13 protein-coding genes and 1 tRNA gene are annotated in these 21,059 nt (G+C 43.4%); 4 read left to right on the top strand and 10 right to left on the bottom strand.

All coding sequences use genetic code 11. From position 1 onward, the window contains the following. Positions 1–15: 15 nt before the first annotated feature. The 5 genes from DXN04_RS24455 to DXN04_RS24435 are packed head-to-tail and all read right to left on the bottom strand — an operon-like array spanning position 16 to position 11,141. A complete protein-coding gene (locus DXN04_RS24455) occupies positions 16–711 on the bottom strand; it encodes a hypothetical protein (RefSeq protein ID WP_116856036.1) in 696 nt (231 codons plus the stop codon). 2 nt (positions 712–713) lie between these two features. Continuing rightward, on the bottom strand, positions 714–7,157 hold the full coding sequence (locus DXN04_RS24450) for a hypothetical protein (RefSeq protein WP_147320051.1): 6,444 nt from the start codon (positions 7,155–7,157) through the stop codon (positions 714–716). Positions 7,158–7,167: 10 nt separating this feature from the next. After that, on the bottom strand, positions 7,168–7,728 hold the full coding sequence (locus DXN04_RS24445; RefSeq protein WP_116856034.1) for a hypothetical protein: 561 nt from the start codon (positions 7,726–7,728) through the stop codon (positions 7,168–7,170). Between the two features lie 15 nt (positions 7,729–7,743). After that, positions 7,744–8,826 carry a hypothetical protein gene (locus DXN04_RS24440; RefSeq protein WP_116856033.1) on the bottom strand — a complete coding sequence of 361 codons (1,083 nt, stop codon included), beginning with the start codon at positions 8,824–8,826 and terminating at the stop codon, positions 7,744–7,746. Between the two features lie 8 nt (positions 8,827–8,834). After that, positions 8,835–11,141, bottom strand: coding sequence for a hypothetical protein (locus DXN04_RS24435; RefSeq protein ID WP_116856032.1), 2,307 nt, complete (start codon positions 11,139–11,141; stop codon positions 8,835–8,837). Positions 11,142–11,365: 224 nt separating this feature from the next. On the opposite strand from DXN04_RS24435, the gene DXN04_RS24430 reads away from it, so the two are divergent. Continuing rightward, positions 11,366–11,638: a DUF4242 domain-containing protein gene (locus tag DXN04_RS24430; protein WP_116856031.1), complete on the top strand. Its 273-nt coding sequence runs from the start codon at positions 11,366–11,368 to the stop codon at positions 11,636–11,638. 209 nt (positions 11,639–11,847) lie between these two features. On the opposite strand, the gene DXN04_RS24425 is transcribed toward DXN04_RS24430, so the two are convergent. Next, positions 11,848–14,379 (bottom strand): ATP-dependent Clp protease ATP-binding subunit, encoded by a 2,532-nt coding sequence (locus tag DXN04_RS24425; protein WP_116856030.1) that lies wholly within the window; start codon positions 14,377–14,379, stop codon positions 11,848–11,850. A 196-nt stretch (positions 14,380–14,575) separates the two neighbouring features. On the opposite strand from DXN04_RS24425, the gene DXN04_RS24420 reads away from it, so the two are divergent. Next, positions 14,576–14,950 carry an STAS domain-containing protein gene (locus tag DXN04_RS24420; RefSeq protein WP_116856029.1) on the top strand — a complete coding sequence of 125 codons (375 nt, stop codon included), beginning with the start codon at positions 14,576–14,578 and terminating at the stop codon, positions 14,948–14,950. Between the two features lie 98 nt (positions 14,951–15,048). After that, positions 15,049–15,957, top strand: a complete 909-nt coding sequence (locus tag DXN04_RS24415) for a ribonuclease Z (protein ID WP_116856028.1) — start codon at positions 15,049–15,051, stop codon at positions 15,955–15,957. Between the two features lie 61 nt (positions 15,958–16,018). Here DXN04_RS24415 and dapA read toward each other — a convergent pair whose 3' ends face one another. Together dapA and DXN04_RS24405 are read right to left on the bottom strand one after the other, a co-directional pair. Beyond that, on the bottom strand, positions 16,019–16,897 hold the full coding sequence (dapA, locus tag DXN04_RS24410; protein ID WP_116856384.1) for a 4-hydroxy-tetrahydrodipicolinate synthase: 879 nt from the start codon (positions 16,895–16,897) through the stop codon (positions 16,019–16,021). Positions 16,898–17,015: 118 nt separating this feature from the next. Next, the gene (locus tag DXN04_RS24405) at positions 17,016–17,969 is read right to left on the bottom strand and encodes an acetyl-CoA carboxylase carboxyltransferase subunit alpha (protein ID WP_116856027.1); all 954 of its coding nucleotides are present in this window, start codon (positions 17,967–17,969) and stop codon (positions 17,016–17,018) included. Between the two features lie 235 nt (positions 17,970–18,204). Between DXN04_RS24405 and DXN04_RS24400 the strand changes: the two genes are divergently transcribed. After that, positions 18,205–18,278, top strand: a tRNA-Asp gene (locus tag DXN04_RS24400). 203 nt (positions 18,279–18,481) lie between these two features. Here the strand turns inward: DXN04_RS24400 and DXN04_RS24395 are convergent. Both DXN04_RS24395 and DXN04_RS24390 read right to left on the bottom strand, forming a co-directional pair. Then, a complete protein-coding gene (locus tag DXN04_RS24395) occupies positions 18,482–19,351 on the bottom strand; it encodes an S-4TM family putative pore-forming effector (RefSeq protein ID WP_116856026.1) in 870 nt (289 codons plus the stop codon). Between the two features lies 1 nt (position 19,352). Continuing rightward, a complete protein-coding gene (locus tag DXN04_RS24390) occupies positions 19,353–20,357 on the bottom strand; it encodes a nucleotidyltransferase (protein WP_116856025.1) in 1,005 nt (334 codons plus the stop codon). Positions 20,358–21,059 lie beyond the last annotated feature (702 nt).

Genomic DNA, 21,059 nt, shown 5'->3' with positions numbered 1-21,059 from the left:
GGTTGATGAGATATCTTATAATTGGTTTACGAGGGTATAATTTTTATAAGCTGTCTGCAGGGCTACCTGACGACCGCTTACACGTACATACCTTTTATCATTATATTGATCAGCTGTCGCTGCAGGCACATGGTAGTCGTATGCAATTTCTACGATCACTGGTTCAGTCGCACTTTGTGCCGGGTCTATCACTCTCATCCAGATCGTGTTGATCAGGAATGTACCGGGATCATACTGGATATGGCAGGCCAGCATATCCGTATCCGGCAACTCCGAGAGCTCCAGCCAGGTAGCATTTCCCCGCATCACCTTCTGCATCCGCACACCTGTTACCTTCATCGCTTCCAGCAATCCACCTACATCGGACAATACATTCTGCATCTTATCCCCCTTCGTAACCGGACTGTTTACTACCACCAGCTTATCATCATTATCCACCGTCAACAGGTATTGTGGTGTCTTCAATATTTCTACAGCACCTACTTTTGCGTAATAGTGATCCTTTTGCAGATGACACACTGCATCCAGTTGATCAATCAGCTGAGCCGGTGACTTTGCACTATACATTTTCAATCTGGCCTTATAGTGCATGTCAGTGATCCTGCCATATTTTGTACAGAGCTGCTGCATATCTTTCCAGGCCATATCCTGTGCAAATACAGGGCATACAAACCACAGCAGTACCAGCAGACATATTATTCTGAGTTTCATCTTTAATGTTTTTTGTAATAGCTACGGGATTCCTTAACAGTCATGATACCTCTCTCCGTCTCACGTTTCAACCGGATCAATGTACCTTCATCATCATACTCATACAGGGTAGCAAAATTGTTTTCATCCAATTCGGCCATCAGCAGGTCTGTACGTGAAGGAACATATACATAGGTTTGCATGTGACTATTGAATGGCTGTATACGCACATCGTCAAACCATGCTTCACCACCTTTCGGGTCCAGGGTCAACAGGAATTGTCTTGCATTGTCAGGCATGACGAAGGATACTTCCACCTTTCTCCAACCCTCTATCTGTACACCCGCACCCTGGCTCACAACTATTGGCTGCAGACTGGTGTTGCTGCCTATCTGCAATACACCTGTGGTATTTGCATTTACATTACTGCTCTTCACCCATACACTGGCGATATACATTTTATTTGCCGTAGGATAGAATTTCGGATAAGTATTATCTACCGTAGCGATAAAGCGGCCCTGACTATCAAATGCGCTGAAACTACCCGGCGTAAATGGCAGGGGAATTTCTCTCTTCATCGTCACCGGCTTGCTAAGCTTCAGACTGTAATTACCTGTATGTGCATAAGCCTGATCAGGCTGTATGCCATGCCAGATCTCCCTGCGGAAATCAAAGTGGCCTTCAATCTTACAGCTGTCAGGCCATACGCCGCAAACCTTTTCAAACTGGTAGTCCTCAAATCCATCAAAACCGATTTCGTGGTAAGCGGCATTTGCTGATACTGCAATCGGAACAGTATTCGCATATCCGAAAATGGCTCCTGAATAAATGCCAATTGCATTCTTCGTTTCTATCTCCTTGCTCTTTGTATCTACCTTTACTGCCTCACTGGTATAAATCCATTTCTCATCCGCAGCCGGACCTGCAGCCTTATACATACCGGCACTTCCGTCATATTGCCAGAACGGTGTAAAGTTGGCATAGTATCCGCTGTTCCTCAGATCTGTCGCACCCTTTGCCTTATTCAGTTCATTGGGCTCCGCCTTTCTATCTACCCTGTAAACGTATTTCTGATAAGGTCTCCAGTTACCCAGCATATTGGTGAAATATGGATTTACCACGCTACCCAGCAGCGTAGGACAATCAGGGACTATATTACAACCCTGTCCATCCAATGAGATGTCTTTAAACTCATGACGCACTAACTGGATCTTCTCTCCACTGGTATTGTTATACCCAAAGGTGCCGTTACAACCACAACTATCGCCGGTATTGTAACTCGTATTACCTGTGTAATACCCGCTTGTACCATCACTGTTCAGCCATGGATAACCATTGATCGCATCGTTCAGATAAGGATGTACATCTTTCAGCACCAGTATATAGGAACCCAGTGTTATCGTATCACCACTGTTGAAGTAGAAGTACTTCTCTCCACACTTCATCCTGTACCTTGGGTGGTTCACATAAAAGCGCAGACTGGCAGGTTGTGATTTATTGAAGAAAGGCTCTGTGAAATAAGAAGACAATGGATAAGATCCACTCAGCAAACCAAAGCTGCGGTGCTTATCAATGATGTTCCTTAATGTAACATTGCTGTTCTTTCCTTTGAAGATATATTGCTCATTCAGCAATTGCCTGTTAGCTGCACTGAGATAAGTACTGTTATATGGTAATGTAGGATCCGCTATTGCAAAAAGGAATCCTGTGATGTAAGACAAGGGACATGTGAGGTTCATCGTATCCATGGCCGGTGGTACTGCATTGATGTCTCTCAGTGCCACCTGCCACTCTTCCTTAAAGGTATTGGCCGATGCATTGATCACCCTGGAGAATGCGCCAATATCTATCTTGCCTGATTTAATCGGGTTGCGCAATGAGGAAACTGCACCCAGCATTGCTGATGACAGATTACGATGCCCCGACCGTACAATCCTCAGCGAAGCATTGCTGTACACAACAAACTCACCCGATTTATCGATCAGTTTCAGTTGACCATCACTGCCTTTCATTACCCAGGCCTGTTGTGTGCCGTTGAGATCGATGACCTCATCTCCTGGAAACAGGATACCTGCTGGTACACTTGTCAGGAAACGGCCTGTATTGTCAGTACTTACCCCTTTCAGTACGACATCTATATTCTGAAATGCCTGCGACATGCCGTTGTACGCCCAATAAGCAGGATAAGTAAAATTATACACCGCATCGTCAAACTCATTCTGTTCTTTCTTCAACAATGGCTCTCCCGTAGTAGGATCCCATGCCATCATCTCAGTTGTAATGCTGGAACCATCCTGGGTCTTGATCTGTTTGTACATGATGCCACTCCGCTGTACCAGCTTCACAGTACTAGTAGAGCGATATTCCCTGTAGTCCTGGTTAAAGCCTACTCCCGGAAATACATATGCACCCGGGAAGAACACAATAGGGAAACTACCAAAGCTCAATCGCAAACTGCCCCCTATATTCTGGGTATACTGCTCACGCATGTCACTGAACATTTCTATGTCCACTCCTACCGATGCATCCTGCAATGAACCGTCTGGTCTTACTAACAACACATTATTGTCCAGCTGTTTCCCGCCCGTTTCATTCACCGTCTTGTAGAAGTATTTAGTACTGCTCATCGGGCTGGTGGTACCCCGCTTGTAGAAAGCTTCCTGCTTTGGCTTACCATGCATATCATTCACCTCAATACTATAACCCTGTGTCAGCACTACTCCTGATTTGAATTTCATCTTCAGGAAGTTGAGCAGCGGACTGGGTTTATAAGGCTTCGCATCTATCGGCAGACTGTTCACAATGGTTGGGAAATCTTTCGCCGTATAAAACTCACTCACATTATAGCCATTCAGGTTCCTGTTGCCATCCTGACCTACGTTATACACCGTCACCTTACTATATCCTACATTACCCGGAGGAAAATAAGATTCACCCAAAGGCGCTTCCATATAGTAATGATCACTCAGCCCTAACGGATTTCCTTTCTTTGTATAAGGGAATGGCTGGCGGAATGGGTTTTCATCATTCCCAATCATGGGCTCATAAGGAGTTACACCACTTGAGATGGTAATATCCTGGCCATTGTAATTGGCAGTGGTAGTATAACTATAGTCCTGTCCAAAGGAAGCATCTTGCCCGGTGCCAGACATCGACTTCCAGTTATCCACCATGCGCAGACTCTTCACACGGCTACCACCACCCAATTTTGCAAAAGAAGGGCTATTCAGCCTTACCCATGAACGGGACAGGTCTATCTGGTCACCAAATTTCTTCCTGCTGGCACGTGTATTGAAATTCTCTACCAGCTCTGACAATTGGGATACAGCTGTAATCAGTGAGCGAATGATGGCCTTAAAGTCGCCCTGATCCGAAGTTTCAGAATTCGGATATGCATACAATGGCAAGTTCATACGCAGGAACTGCCATGCCGCACTTGCAGCAGGATGTGCACCATCCGTTGTCAGCAACTCTACTGCCGCCGTAGTATTATCTACCATCGAAACATTCGTGATCGTACCATAGCCCGGTACATATTCGTAATGCCCCGCATTGTCAAGATTGACATATAACCTGTAATACAGGTTTGTCATCCCTTCAAAATACCGGTACTTCATTTCCGCCAGGTTGCTTACCGGCTGTGGTAGTTTGATTAATAAGCGTCGTGCATTGATCAGTCCCGACTTCTGTCCTGCATTGTCAATACCTTTCACAAAGCACATTTGTTGTGCACGTTTATCCTGCACATATGCATAGTCATCGGCCTCATAGTCCAGTTTGATATGACCACCAGCCGGCAACTCAATATCATTCAGTTGCCACATAGCAGCATAAGCATCTGCCTTTGTTTTGTCCTGGATGGTATAGGGAAACTCATCATTGTTCAGCGCACCTTCGTTAGCCTGGTTATCCTTGTAAGTACCCCAGCGGTCAGCCTGCTTATGGGAATAATTAACGATCGTACCATTGATGGTTTGCTGGTAATTGAACTTGTAAGGTTGCAGGATTCCTTTGCCATTCTTCCCAAAGGTGAAGTACACCTTTCTCAGCGTGAGCTTGCCTTTTTGAGCATTGATGTTCACACCATCCTTCATGACAGCCTTACCTGAATTGTTTGTTACACCCGGGCAGGAAGAATAGTCATACTCAAAATGCACCGTTTTTACAGGCACCGCTGCACTGCCATTTTGTTGCAGATCAGCCTTGGAGTACAATTCGATTCTGTCCAGGTAGCGCTGATGATGATCTGTATCTATACCACCGGTATTATCTTTTGCCCCCATACCATCTTCACGATCTCCCAATATGAACAGGGCGATCATTGTCCTGCCTTCTATAGAGTGGGTATACCAGATCTCCTTAGTCCCATATACATAACTCCCCCTGTCATCCCGCTTATCGCTTCGCATGCTTTCATTGTAGTTGGCTTTATCCTTATCGAATGGTGTTCGCCAGCCAAATAAACCAGCCTGTCTGGTATAATTAAATTTCACGGCATTGCCCAGGTCATCATCACTGATCCCATTGCCGGTTACATCTACATAGTCACTGGTGAGCATGCCGGTAAGCAGGAAGGAATGTGCATACGCAGGCATGATGTCCTTGCTGTAATAGCCATCCCTTCCCTGGTTATTAGAAGCACTGGCATCCTGACTTGTATAACCTACCAAACCAGTATTGCGGTCTCCCTTTGCAGCATCTACGCTAAAAGAAACCTCTTCCTGGTAAGTGTTATATGCGGGAATGCCATAGATATATCTGCTGCCATTATTGTCCAGGACTGTTACCTGCGACATGTGATGAGATTTGGCATTCGTATTCAGCCGGCTGATGTTCTCAATCCTGCTATCGTCACATTGCAACACCAGGGTATTGGCAGGATAACTCTTGATCGTTTTATCCAGGCCATATTTGTTGGCCTCTGATGCAGTGAGATAACTGAATACTGCCTGTCTTGTTTCGCGCTTGTTTCTTTTGATGGCCTGTGAAACAGGTACTACGCCAGACTTTGTTTTCCATTGTGCCAGTGCACGGGTCTTTTCGCCATTCAGACTTGTATTAATACCCGCCACACCCTCTCTCTGAAAAGTAGAATAGTAGCCTGTATCCATTTCTGACTTCTCACCTGAGCGCTTAAAATACGCCGGTTCGAATACAGGGTTAGCAGCATCTGCAGCCTGAAAATCTCCCTTGCTGCTATAGTCATTATCAGATGACCACTTATTGGTCCTGGTGGTCAGCGATTGACCATTCAGATCCACACCTGCCTGAAAATATGCACCGGCACCCACTTCCACACCCAGCGATACGTCTCCGTTCTTATCTTCTGTCTTGGGATCGAAAAAGATTCCACTACCATTCCTGAACACACGGAACTGTCCACTTGTAGACTGATTGCTTACACTGAACAAGTCGTAAGTAGGTACGGGCAAAGGGAGATAGGGTAACTGGTCATTATAAGGCATATCTTTTTCCCTGTTGAAGTCCATCAGGCCATTGATATCACTCTTTCCTTTTTCAGCATGCAGAAAACCATATGACTTGTGGGATGCCCGCTTGTTGGCAACCGTTTGCTTATTATAGTAACCTGTAAAACCCAGTTTTCCATAAACCCCCATGATCGCCGGTCCCAGGCTACCACTCAGTGTATAAGATTCATTGCTGAATGCAATTGTACTGCTGGGCGTATAGGCAGGTGATGCGAAGTTGAATGAAGTCTCGGTAGAGGAAATCTCCTTTCCCATATAATCAGCACTGGCACTCAGTGTCAGGCCTTTGATACCGGAACGGGAATTATAGGAAGAACCTACGGACAAACCGGGAGAAACATCTTTGGTCTCCCCACTCTTTACCTGCATGGAAAAATTCACATTGGCACTTACATCCACACCTGACTGAGAATTGGAGTTCAGGCCTACGGTCATCGCACCAGCACCACTATTCGTTAAACCAATCGTGGCATTCACACCCACTTCCGCACCATAACCCCTGTAGGAATTCTTGAAGATCCCTGCGTTCAGGGAAATCTTTGCTTTACCAAAACCAAAGAATTCAGGACTGGCTACCAGTTTCAAACCGGCAGTAGTATTCTGCTTCATATTGAATTCCTTGATCACCGGGTCACCGTCAAAATCATCCGGGATCCCTCTCATCTGCCGGTTTACCACACCGGGGTTCAGGGACCATCCAAGGCCTACCCAGCTGGCTTCATCGTCCATACCACTTCCTGAGTGATAGGCCATATTGATAGGGTATCCATCTACGCTGATCAGGGGGATGCTATAATTAAAATCACCGGAGAAGAGGTCCACCATATTCTCCGTACCCGCCGGTTCAAATCCCTTCATCTCAGGCTGTGATGGCCCTGTCGTCAATGCATAAACGGCATTGGACAGGAGTAGCTGTGTTCCCAGCACACAAAGCAGGAACATCGCTATAGGTTTTTTATATCGTAAAATTCGATTCATCGTGTTTGGGTTATAATTGGGGAATATGGTCGAGGTCTGCACGCCTGAAAGGGAAAGACCTTGTCGCCAGTCCAAATACCTTATCCGTATACACAAAGTGGAAATCAGACATCTCCTGCAGTGGTTTTTCGAAGACCACTATAAACTCATTGTTAAACTTGTTGGCACCGGCAATCTTCTGATAAAACACACAGGGTACCGTGTCTTTGTTATCAGTCACCAGCATCATGTCATCCTGCATATTGAAGTTGAGGTAGTTCAGCGTATCACCTGCCGGCTTATACACACTATTCAGGATAGAAAAGCGGAAGTACATAAAACTGTCGTACTTCTGTTTCTCCTGCTGAAGTGCAGTTGCAGAAAGCTCACTCCCGTTTACTGACAAGACCTGCAGGGTCGATGGAATGTATTGCAGCTGAAGATGATTGTCCCTGATATCCTGCTCCTGGGTAATCCCATTACCCGGATCATTTACATAGGTTATAAGGTCCTTAGCAGCTGTATTTCGATGGCAGGAGCAAAAAGCCACCACACATGCCAATAAAACTGGCAGGTAATTACAGAATTTCATAGGTCTCTGTCTTTTTTAGTTATCCTGATAAATGAAGCGCATGATCAGCTCCTGCTTATCAGCATTCTTAATTTTTAATAGGTATTGTTTACCGCTGATTAAGCCGGCGGGTTTAATCTCTGCTTTATTATGACCGGCATGCATCTGCACGCGGGGGAGTTTCTTCACACTGTTTTCCGGATTAGCCAGGTCAACAATTTCGTATTGCAGCTGACTATCGTTGTAATAGTTCGTAAATGCAAAACGAACAATGCCATCCGTCACAATGTAAAAGTTCTTGTTCCCTTCGGCAGTCAGTTCCCTGAATGACCCGCCTTGTAAAGTATCCAGCTTATCGTCACACTGAATGCGGAATGTCCAGATTTCAGAGCTGGAGATCAGCACACTACCACTATACACACTTACCTGCCACGCATATTCCTGGCCTTTTACCAGGTCAGGAGACGTAGTTGGATAATTGATATGCTGCTGGCGGAAGTCGCCCTTGTTGATCACAGGACGATTGTTGGCAATCGCAGCTTCAGGTGTTTCATCATCTCCTTTTGGCACTACCACCAGGCGATAACGCATACTGTTTACAAAAGGCATAGGTGGCTGCCAGCTGAAGGCCGGACGTACATTACAGATCTCCGCACCATTGTAAGGGTCGATTAACAATAATGGCGTGCTGGGTTGTAAGGTCTGCTGAAAACAATTTTCATAAATCACAGGAGGCAGGCTGGGTTTTACATCGGGCACACTGACTTCAAAGCAGTATTCATATTCCCCTTCAGGAAATCGGCCTGACTGACTAAGTAAAGCAGCAGCAGGGCTCTCGCCAAAGCGGATACTGGCACTGCGCATTACGCCTTTGTTCAGGGCATTCACTCCCGGGCGTATCGTCAGCGCAGGAACGATAATGCTGACTACACCAGCGGTACTCCCGTCCTTTACAGTGATTTTAAGTGAACCCGTTACCTGTACACCGGTATTCACAATCTGGGCTAAAGACAATCCATCAAGGGTTTGCCCGTTGATGGCGGGTTGGTAGTTGATCAGCACCTGTGCATGCAGCACACTGCCGGTCAACATCGCAATGAAAAATAAGATGTACTTCATAGAAGGGATTATAGGCTATATTTTATACTACAATTGGCTGTCAAAGGCTCTCCATAATAAGAGGAGGATTCCTGTATGTTCAGCTTAACATCTATATAAAAACTGGTTTCTATTTTTTTATGTATAGTAGCAGACACACTCTGGCGGCCACCTACCTGTTTTACATATCCTGTGATACTGTTGTAAATGAGCGATGAACTCAAGCTTACATTGTCTCCTGCCTTATAGCTGATACCTGCTTCCGTATTGAAGCTGGTATTCATGTAAGCAATGACCGAAGGATCGATGGCATAGGTATAAGTATTATTCCAGTACACCAGGTTATCACCAAGGGTTACACTCTGCAGCGATGTCAGGGTAAGGGTTTTGGAAGACAGCATTGAAAAATTCGCATACCTGGATGTATTGTATATCGTGTTGATATTATTGCGATAGATAGTGGTGCCCAGGATCTTTTGCAGGTTCAGGTTCACAGTGACCATGTCTGCCGCATTTTGTAAAATACGCTGGCCATTACTCTTTTGAATACCACGGGTGGGCTGGTACCTGATGCTGATCTGTTGTCCGCCTTTCAGTTTCAGGCCCAGGTCTATCAGGTGACTAAAATTCCACCAGGTGCTGGATGCCAGGGTCGTATAGTGATACTGGCGGATATTGGTCCGGGCATTGATGGTAAACTTCTTTTTCCATACTTTTTTGACCTGCAGGGTACCTGTGTTGGAACCCCTGCTTAAAAACGGATTTCCGGGGTTATAATAGCCTGAAGCAACGTGTGCTAACTCAGCCATCACATTCAATCCTTCCTCCCTAAAATTGCCCGTATATTTGATATCTGCAGCCAATCCCTGGGCAAGGTTACTGCCGCTGATGATATCATGAAAGGCACTCCGCCTGGTAGAAGTATCCATTTCATAAACAGCGTCTTTATATACTGCCGAGGAGCGCGACAATTCTAATTCTACAGCGGAGGAAGCACCTATTTCAAAACGATTGCTCAGTCCCATTACCATCGTATTCTTCTGCGGCACTTCCAGTGTGGTACCGTCACTATAACTCTTGGACTGATGGAAGTTAAAAAGCGAGAAGTGCAGATGATTATCCGCAATTGCCCCCTTCCCCATTCTCAGACCTACGGCGGTATGATCGTTATTGTATAAAGATGTAAATATTGCCCTGGCCTGAATACTGTTCAGGTCTGTTTCCTTGCCTGCCATCAGGAATAAATAGCGTTTCTTCTTTGTCAGGATTTCAATGCTGACACCATTGGTGAGATAGCTATAAAGCGAGAGCGGGCTCAATGAAATGGTATGCTGACCGATGTTTAATTTTTCAATACTCATGAGGAGTTCCTCAAAGCCGGAGAGCTGCAGGTTTTGCTGCGCCAGATCTTTTACAGAAGAAGGTTTGCTCATCAACTGGTCATACTGTTTTTTTCGTTGGGCAGTTTCCTCATTGAGCTTTTTCTGCAGGTCAGAGAGATTGTATTTTGTTTGTAATTCCCTGTATTGATTATAGATACTTACCAGTTTATAATAGGCATCGATTTCTTTTTGCAGGTCAGCCATCTGTGCTTTGTCTGCATTGGATTCCTGTAGTTGCTTTAGTTTCGCTTCCTTTTCCCTGATGGCTTTTGCATAGGCAGCAGACAGCAGGTTACGGAAAATGCCATTGACATTTGCATTGTTGGTATAATCCTTCAGGGTATCAAGTGCGGGGATATTTTTAGACAAACTATTCTTATAATCACTCATCAGACTATCCATACGACTGCGAATGCCTGCTTCTGCCTTCAATTTCATGGATTGCAACAGGGAATCTTTGGGTACCAGCTGATCAATACTCAACTGGTCCTGCAATTGTTTTCGGTATCCATCCAGGAAAGCCTGTTTATCGAAACTTACTTTAAAGGTATTCTTGAATGAATGCCCGTCCATAAAGAGATCCTGGTGCAGGAAACCGGCGTTCAGTGGCATTTTGGAAATAGTTGCCACACCGCTGATCTGCGCGTTGTTCAGGTAATAATAACCTCCTGCAAAGTAGTTCTGATCCAACAATCCTTCGTTGGAGATGCTTACCTTATCAAATGAAATGGCAGGTTTAGCGGGCAATGCCAGCTTCTCCGGCCTTTTAATGGCAGGTATATGGATGTCATGTTTACCGGGTTTTATTTGCTTTAATAAACTATCTGTCTCTGTAATAGGTTGTACAAATGGATCGATCTGTGATCTTATAATACTATCAGTACGACGTCCCTGAGAATACCCCTTTAAATTTAGAAAACAACAATAGCTAAAAAGTAAGAAACCTGTGCACATGGGTTTAAACAATGCGCTACAATTATGCATGTTATGGTATAGGGTCTCTTTTTATCTACATTACCGGGACAAACATATAATAATTTTTCAAATTAAAAATAATAATCATCAATGCTTAACAGAGACTTTATGCGTTCATTACTCAGGTTCAATGGATTAGTAAGTAAAAAGAATAACAATCATTAACTTGCAGGTATAATTTTATCACCCCAAAACTTGTTAACATGCCAAAATTTGTCATCGAACGGGAGATTCCCGGGGCGGGAGACCTGACCCCTGAACAATTGCAGGGTATTTCACAAACGTCATGTAGTGTATTGAGGGAGCTGGGTCCACAGATTCAGTGGGTCCAGAGTTATGTGACGGGAGACAAGATTTTCTGTATTTACATTTCTCCGGATGAGGAGACGATCAGGGAGCATGCGAGGAAAGGAGGATTTCCGGCAAATGCGATTCACAAAATTGTGACGGTGATTGATCCTACCACAGCGGAATGAAAATAAAAGAGGCGGTAAAATTTACCGCCTCTTTTGTAAAATATCAATAAGAGATTTGTGATCTTACTCATTTCACAAACATATGTTAAAAATATATCGTTTAACACGAAAGGGGTAGAAAATGCCCCCTTTTACCATAAAAAAAACTCCCGGGATTTGGTCCCGGGAGCATTTATTGGAAAACATTTCTATCAACTATGGCTTTATTATTAAGCCTCTGATTTCTCGGATTTGTTACTTCTTGAGTTCTTTAAAGTAAAAATCAGTTTCTGATTTTCCTTGTCCAGATCGGCAATCAATACATCTCCGTTGTGAATATTCATATTCAGGATCTCTTCTGCTAAAGGATCTTCCAGGTATTTCTGGATCGCCCTGTGCAGTGGACGGGCACCGAACTGCTGGTCGTAGCCTTTTTCTGCCAGGAATCCTTTTGCTTCGTCGGTCAGTTCCAGGCTGAAGCCCAGGTTTTCCAGACGTTTCAGCACGCTCTGCATAGTGATATCTATGATAGTATAGATATGCTCTTTGCTCAGGGAGTTGAAGATGATCACATCATCAATACGGTTGAGGAACTCAGGAGAGAAGGTACGTTTCAGTGCTTTTTCAATAACTGATTTTGTATTCTCTTCTTCGCTGTTAGATTTAGCATTGGTAGAGAAACCTACGCCTGCACCGAAATCTTTCAGCTGACGAACCCCAATGTTAGAGGTCATGATGATCAATGTATTCTTGAAGTCTACCTTACGGCCCAAACCATCGGTGAGGATACCATCGTCGAGCACCTGCAGCAGGATATTGTAAATATCCGGATGTGCTTTTTCGATTTCATCCAGCAGGATCACGGAGTAAGGTTTACGGCGAACTTTTTCAGTCAGCTGACCACCTTCTTCATAACCTACATATCCCGGAGGCGCACCAATCAGGCGGCTTACAGAGAATTTCTCCATGTATTCACTCATATCTATACGGATCAGAGAATCCTCTGAATCGAACATATAGCGTGCGAGTGATTTAGCCAGCTCAGTTTTACCAACCCCTGTAGGACCCAGGAAGATGAAAGTACCGATTGGTTTCTTAGGATCTTTCAGACCTACGCGGTTACGCTGAATAGCTTTTGTTACTTTGCTGATGGCTTCGTCCTGACCTACTACTGCACCCTTCAGGTCTTCGCCCATGCGGCGCAGTTTTTCGGTTTCGGCCTGTACCATACGTTTTACAGGGATGCCTGTCATCATACTCACTACTTCTGCGATGGCTTCTTCATCGATTGGGTAGCGTTTATGTTTCACTTCTTCTTCCCACACGGCTTTCGCGCGTTCCAGGTCTTCCCCTAGTTTCTTTTCAGTATCGCGCAGGGCAGCAGCTTCTTCGAAACGCTGGCTCTTCACGACTTTATTTTTTTCCTGCTTGATATCTTCGATCTGTTTTTCCAGATCCAGGATGTTCTGCGGAACGTTGATGTTCTTGAGGTGTACACGGGCACCTACTTCATCCAGCACGTCAATCGCCTTATCAGGCAGCAAACGGTCTGTCATGTAGCGGTCGCTCAGTTTTACGCACGCTTCAATCGCTTCCTGGTTATAGCTTACGTTGTGATACTCTTCATATCTTGGTTTGATATTGTTGAGGATCTGTATTGTTTCCTCCACGGTTGGAGGGTCTACCATTACTTTCTGGAAACGACGGTCAAGAGCGCCATCCTTCTCAATGTACATGCGGTACTCATCCAGGGTGGATGCACCAATGCACTGGAGTTCACCACGAGCCAGGGCCGGTTTGAAGATGTTGGAAGCATCCAGGGATCCTGAAGCTCCACCAGCACCCACGATCGTGTGGATTTCATCAATGAACAGGATCACATCTCTGTTTTTCTCCAGTTCATTCATGATGGCTTTCATCCTTTCCTCGAACTGGCCACGGTATTTAGTACCAGCTACCAGTGCGGCGAGGTCGAGGCTAACAACGCGTTTGTCGAACAATACGCGGGATACCTTACGCTGCACGATGCGCAGTGCCAGGCCCTCTACGATAGCGGTTTTACCCACTCCCGGTTCACCGATCAGGATCGGATTATTCTTTTTACGGCGGGATAATATCTGCGATACACGCTCAATTTCCGCTTCGCGACCTACAATTGGGTCAAGGCTGCCACTCTCGGCCAGCTTGGTAATATCCCGGCCGAAATTGTCCAGCACAGGAGTTTTAGACTTCGTATTGGTCTGTTTGGCCTTAGAGGCAAAACTCTTACGCTCATCTTCAAATTCTTCCTCTCCCGGATCATCAAATTCTGCCTTAGGATCAGCAGACTTTACGAAGCCCAGCTCGTTTTTAAAAGTGTCGTAATCCACGTCAAACTGTTGTAAGATTTGTGTACAAACGTTTTCTTTATTCTTGAGGATAGAAAGCATTAAGTGCTCCGTTTCCACGGTGGGACTTTTCAGTGCCTTTGCTTCAAGCACCGTTACACGGATTACTTTCTCTGCCTGCCTTGTAAGCGGGAGGCTATTGATATTGGCGATATTCTTTCCAGTCTTATCTTTTACGGCCAACTCAACCTCCTTACGTAGTTCATAAAGGTCTACATTCAAGGCCTGCAGAATTTTAACAGCTGTCCCTTCCCCCTCTCGGATAATGCCAAGCAGCAGGTGTTCTGTGCCGATGAAATCATTCCCTAAGCGTAGAGCTTCCTCTCTGCTAAACGAAATGATCTCCTTTACTTGCGGTGAAAAATTCTGGTCCATTGTGAGAATATTAAATTATTAAAACCCTTACCGGGACTTGCTTATACAATATTAGCAAATAATTTTGATTTACCTTTACCCTAACACTTTAATAGTATAAAGATCATTGTGAAGGGTAATGAAGTAAGAAGAAGGCTGTTAGTGGGCAGGATTCCGATTACTTATTTACTAAATCTAATAAAACAAAACCTTACGAATGGAATTCAAAATTGATACCAAAGAAAAAATTCTTGTTGTACAGCCGCAAATAAGTTCGCTGGATGCTAATTTGGCAGATGCTTTTGTGAAAGAAGTCTCTGATCTACCAGGTTTAGAAGGCCGCAATCTTATACTGGACCTGGCATTGGTGTCAAATACAGATCCAGCAGGGCTGCAAGCCATTTTAACAGTTTATAACCAGCAGTATGACAGCAGTTTGTCCTGCGCGCTCACCGGGCTTAACAGTGAGCTCCTGGCACAAATTAAAGCTGCTGATGAAAACGTTGTAAACCTTGCCCCTACCATGTTAGAGGCCATTGACCTCGTCATGATGGAAGACCTGGAAAGAGAATTATTAGGCGAAGACGAATAATTTTTGTGTGTTGCATCAGTGCAGCCATTTGGTTCCGGAATGTGGAAAATGGTTCCATATTCCGGAATTTTTGATTTTATAAATACGTATTTTCGGGCATGTTTGCGGTAACCATATTAGGTAATAATTCGGCTCTTCCCACGTTAGACAGGCATCCAACGGCACAGGTAGTCACATGTAACGATAGTTTGCTACTCGTAGACTGCGGCGAAGGCACCCAAGTGCAGATTGCACGCTATAAAATCCGGCGAAGCCGGCTCAAGTACATATTTATCAGTCACTTACACGGAGATCACTACTTTGGCCTGATAGGTCTGATCAATACCCTGAGCCTCCTTGGCCGGCAAGATCCTCTTTATTTATTTGGCCCTCCTGAACTGGAACAGATCCTCAAACTCCAGATGGAATGTGCCGCCACCTCCCTGCAATTCGAGATGCATTTCACCCCTTTACTACCGGAAAATCAAGGTATTATCGTGAATGACAAAGATTTGCAGGTCAGCTATTTTGCCACCAGGCACCGCATTCCCTGCTACGGATTCGTGTTTGATATGCAGAAGAGAAAAAGAAGAATCGTACCCGAACAGGCAAGGGCATATGAAATTCCTGCAGCATATTTCTCCCAATTAGCCGAAGGAGCTGATTACCAGCGGAAAGATGGGGTACTGGTCAAAAATGACTGGGTGACTCTCCCTCCTGCCCCCGGCAAGAAATATGTGTATTGTGCAGATACGATGTATACAGAGGAATTACTGCCCTATGCTCACCAGGCAGACCTGGTGTATCATGAAACCACGTATTTGCATAACCTGGCCGAAAGAGCGGCAGAAAGATATCACAGCACCAGTGTGCAGGCAGCGACTTTAGCGGCCAAGGCTGAGGCTAAAAGACTGATTATCGGGCATTTTTCTTCGAAATATACCGAATTGACTCCTTTCCTGGAAGAATGCAGACCAGTATTCCCCAATACTGACCTGGCACTGGAAGGGGCTACATATATCATTTAACAAATAAAAAAAACGCTTTTACCTATAGGCAAAAGCGTTTTTTATTAAATGCAGTTTCTTTTTACTTAAAACTCTTTACGAAAGCAGCAATTCTTGCCTGCAATCCGGCACTCACCGGCACTACCGGCAGGCGGAACACATTCTCAATCAAACCAGCCTCCTGTAAGAACGCTTTCACGCCCGCAGGGTTGTTTTCTTCAAACATGAGATCAAAAGCTTCCTGCAGTTTGTAATGCAGGGTTCTTGCTGTCGGGAAATCATTCTGTAATGCAGCATGAACCATATCAGCCGTGTCTTTTGCAAAATAATTCGCTGCTACAGAGATCAAACCATCCATACCGGTAGCAATCTGTGGCATAGCCAGGGCATCATCCCCGCTCACCACGATGAAATCTTTCGGCTTGTCACGAATGATCTGCATACACTGAACCATATCACCACTGGCTTCTTTCATCGCCACGATGTTTTCCACTTCATGCGCCAGGCGCAGTGTGGTCTGAGCCGTCATATTACGGCCCGTACGTCCAGGTACATTATAGAGAATAACCGGCTTTGGCGAAGCTGCCGCTACGGCCTTATAGTGCTGGAAGATGCCTTCCTGACTTGGTTTACTGTAATAAGGAGCTACGCTAAGTATGGCAACAGCTTCATCGAGTGGACAGGTTTCGAGACGCTTGACTACATCACGGGTGTTGTAATCTCCAATACCCACCACTACTGGCACACGTTTGGCCACCTTTTCGAAGGTGAACTTCATGATGTCCAACTTCTCTTCTGCGCTCAGTGTAGGTGTTTCACCGGTGGTCCCCAGGGATACTACATAGTCAACCCCGCCGGCAATCACATGATCGATGACTCTTTCTAAAGCATTCCAGTCGATGCTTTCATCTTTTTTAAAGGGCGTAACCAGCGCAACACCGGTGCCTCTTAATTGTTCCATAATGCGTAAAAATTCCGGATAAGAAATTTCAAATAGCCTCCCTGCATCTCCCTTCAAGGGAAATTCCTGAAAGGAGGTGCAAAGATGACAATTTGAAATGGTTTATGTCAAATTATTTTTAACGTTCGTCAAAAAAGCCCATGTTGCTGTATTTGTCAATACGCTGTTCGATCCTGGTATCGGCATCAATCTTTTTCAGTTCTGCCAGCTCTTCTTTGATTTTTTGCTTCAGGATCACCGCCATTTCATCCGGGTTTACGTGTGCGCCACCCAGCGGTTCGTTAATAACACCATCTACCAGGCCAAAATTCTTCATGTGATCGGAAGTGAGCTTCAGCTCCTCAGCCGCCTTTTCCTTGAAGTTCCAGCTACGCCAGAGGATGGTAGAACAGTTTTCAGGAGAAATTACAGTATACCAGCTATTTTCCAACATCAGCACACGGTCTCCGATACCGATGCCCAGGGCACCACCGGAAGCACCTTCCCCGATAATGATACAGATAACCGGCACACGCAGCTTCACCATTTCAAATATGTTGCGGGCAATTGCCTCACCCTGCCCACGCTCTTCAGCTTCCAGACCTGGGTAAGCACCCGGGGTGTCTATCAGCGTTACGATAGGCTTGTTGAACTTTTCAGCCAGTTTCATGAGACGCAATGCCTTGCGATAGCCTTCAGGATTTGCCATACCAAAGTTGCGGATCTGGCGCATTTTGGTGTTTACACCCTTCTGCTGACCGATAAACATGATGGTTTCACCATCCAGGTCAGCAAAACCGCCTACCATCGCCTTATCGTCCTTTACATTCCTGTCGCCATGCAGCTCCACAAAGTTGGTACACATCTTCTCAATGTACGCCAGGGTATAGGGCCTATCCGGGTGCCTGCTCAACAGTACCTTTTGGTAACTGGTCAGATGATTGTAGATTTCCTGACGGGTATGAGCGATCTTCGCTTCATATTCCACCACGGTAGCTGTCACGTCAACACCAGACTTTGCGCCATTCTCTTTCAGTTTTTCCAGCTGATCATACAAGTCCGCAATAGGTTTTTCGAATTCCAGGAATTGCATATTTATGTTATAAATTGGTTAAAGTACGGTGTAAAGATAACGGGTAAAATATTTTTTAAAAAAGATTTGCAAAATTGATTTGTTTGTCGCTATCTTTGCAATCCCAAAACGGGAAAGCGGAAGTGCTTTAACGGAAGGGGATGGATCAGTACCCATTGTACTGAAAGGAAGATGGATCAGTGCCCATCGCACTGAAAGGAAGATGGATCAGTGCCCATCGTACTGAAAGGAAGATGGATCAGTAGTTCAGTTGGTTAGAATGCCGCCCTGTCACGGCGGAGGTCGCGGGTTCGAGTCCCGTCTGGTCCGCAAAGAAAATAAGAAGCTCACGCTAGGCGTGGGCTTCTTATTTTAGTCGAGTAAATAGTCGAGTTCCAATAAACCAAACTATTCCTTTTCAAAAGGTTGTCAGCTTCTCAAAAATAAGCCTTCACAACGTCTTTCTTGCGATTTAACTCAAATTACTCAATACTTTTTCTAATTTATTGAATATAGATTTTCCTATTTTTCTATTATTCCCTATCAGCATTATCCTTCATGGCTTCCTCTAATTCCTTTCTTTTAAGGTTATAGAACCAATCGGGAACAAGTGCACTATCTCTTCTGCTACAATAAATCTTATCCTGAATCTGACGTAAATTCTCCATAGTCAGAACTCCCTTATTTGCTTCTATGGCGTCTACTTGTTTTTTTAACTCTACTGATGCTTTAATAGACTTCATGTTATCCAATACTATTTTTATTGTTAATGCAATTGCTGGTAGCAAAGGAGCAACAATATTTGATATAAATGCCTGGACCGTAACATTATTATTGAAACCAATTAATAATTCTATGGCAAATAATAAAATGCAACAGTATAAACTACTTCTTTTAAATCTTTCACGAAGTTCGCTGTCGTAGAATAAGTTTGTCTCTTGACAACGTAAGATTGCCATATCCTGTGGTAAGTTGTCAATTTTTATATCGTACCAATTTTCTAATGGGCTTTCTGGATCAGAAATATATTTTTTAGCATTCTTGGCGATAATGTGCCTTTCAGCTTTATTGCCGCTGTTAATTTTATTCCAAGGCATATTATAAACATTACAATCAAACTGTTCTTGAATTTTAGCAGCGTTAGTTCGCAGGTTCGATATTAGCCCCCCAAACAACAGAAGATCAAATAATGTTATTGCTAATGATATTAATGAAATATATGCTGCATTAAATGGCAGTTCTTCCTTCTTGATTAACTTCATCCAATTTAAAGCAATAACCACAAATACTGTTAATACTATTTGAATTGTAAATATCATTTTAGCACGTGAATAGAGAAATCTTTGTGCCTCAAGAAGCCGAATATTATCGGGTAAATTTTGCTGCTGCTTAATATTATTCATGTTAATTGGTATATAGTGGAAAATTAGAACCAAAAATTTCTCTCCAAATTGCTATAGCTTGCTCATGGTATCCTGAAAGTTCCAACCGCATTGCTTGGTTTCCTTTATTATAATCAGCTTCCGCACGCCTAGATATTTTATCTTTTTCATCTAATGTAAGGTTATTTAAATCACCCTGTAATCCTTTAGGATCTAAAACAATATTATTGACGGCATTTCGTATATGATTCAAAGCATACAAAAAACCCACTTTAATAGAAGACAACTGAGAAAACGCACCATTAAATTCAAAATAATCTAATACCATATTTTCTAATAAATATGATCCCATTGTAGGCATTGTTGGTCTAACATTCCAGTATTTACATAGTCTTATCACATCTAAAATACTAATATTGTGAGTTCCTTTTACCTTAGCGACACGATCCTTATCTACTCTAGGATCAGTCTTTTTCCAGGCACCCTTTCCATCCGGAATTAAGAAGTATGTTTTACCATTTGGCTCTGGCTTTGTAATAAAACAGGGAACAATATCGTATACCCATTCATAAGATTGTAATTCAAGAACGGCCGCCTCTTGGTTTTTCTTGAAATCAGCTTTTCTATATAAATGAATCTTTGAAAGGTTTTTAATAAATGTGTTAATGACTTTGGTAGAATTTATTCGTCCATTAGCATCTCGAAATTGACGAAATGTTGCAACATCAAATTGATTATGAACATCCGAAGGATTTATACTACTATCATACGTAGATCCTTTAGCATCTAAAACGACCATTAAATCTATATCATCCAATGGTCGTATTTTTGTTTTCCTTGAATAAGAACCATACTGAATAAAAGGAATTATGTTGTGAAGCTCAGGGAAATCTCCATCTGCAGGTAACTTTTGAATTTGCTTAAGCAATTCGTCTTTACTTGTTTTAGCATTGTTGTTTTGATCGGGATCCAAACGAACTGACCTAACTAAAAATTCATCAAACGATTGTTGAACCGTTTTCGCCATAATACAATTTTTGGTGATTAAAAACTATCTATTCGCACCATGCAGATGATAAAAAGGTACTGGGTATTTCTTTCTTCAAAAGCTGGCAGGCAAATTTATTACTTTATTAAGTAGTCCTAACAATTTTAAGCCCCTTCTTTATTAAAAACTTATTCACCATAAGCAAACAATTTTTCCACGTCTAATTATTCTGCCTTAGACAATCCAGTACCATAGTGTATAACGACATTAAATAGTATAAATAATTATAATGAATAATGAAATATTCGTCTCTCCATTTATAAAGCGTTATATTGTAAAAGGACTATTTGAAAGAGACCATAAAACAATGGATATGAAGTGTTTGAACTTGAAGCGGTGGCAATCCTTTTTGACGTTTGATTTGCCAGTTGATTATAATTATATTAATAATTGAATTAATAGAATCCACCAGATTTATCATCATGATTATTTAATAATTCCAATTGAGTCCACTCGTTATCGACTCATAAATGCATTACAGGTGTAATGCACATTTCCATTTTTTACTATTAATAACTATAAGTAGTATTATAACATCTGTTATAACTTCCCAATTTAATTGTGCTTTTCTGGCTATGATTTTTGTAATATGTAAGATTCCCCAAAAATGGTCCGGTGAGGTTAGAGAAAAATCTCTAACTTAAATACAATTATGAAAAAAGTACGATTCACCGAGAACCA

Origin of the sequence: Chitinophaga silvisoli (assembly GCF_003412465.1) — a bacterium.
GTDB classification, from domain to species: Bacteria; Bacteroidota; Bacteroidia; order Chitinophagales; family Chitinophagaceae; genus Chitinophaga; species Chitinophaga silvisoli.
This window is presented reverse-complemented; position numbering and strand designations above follow the sequence as displayed.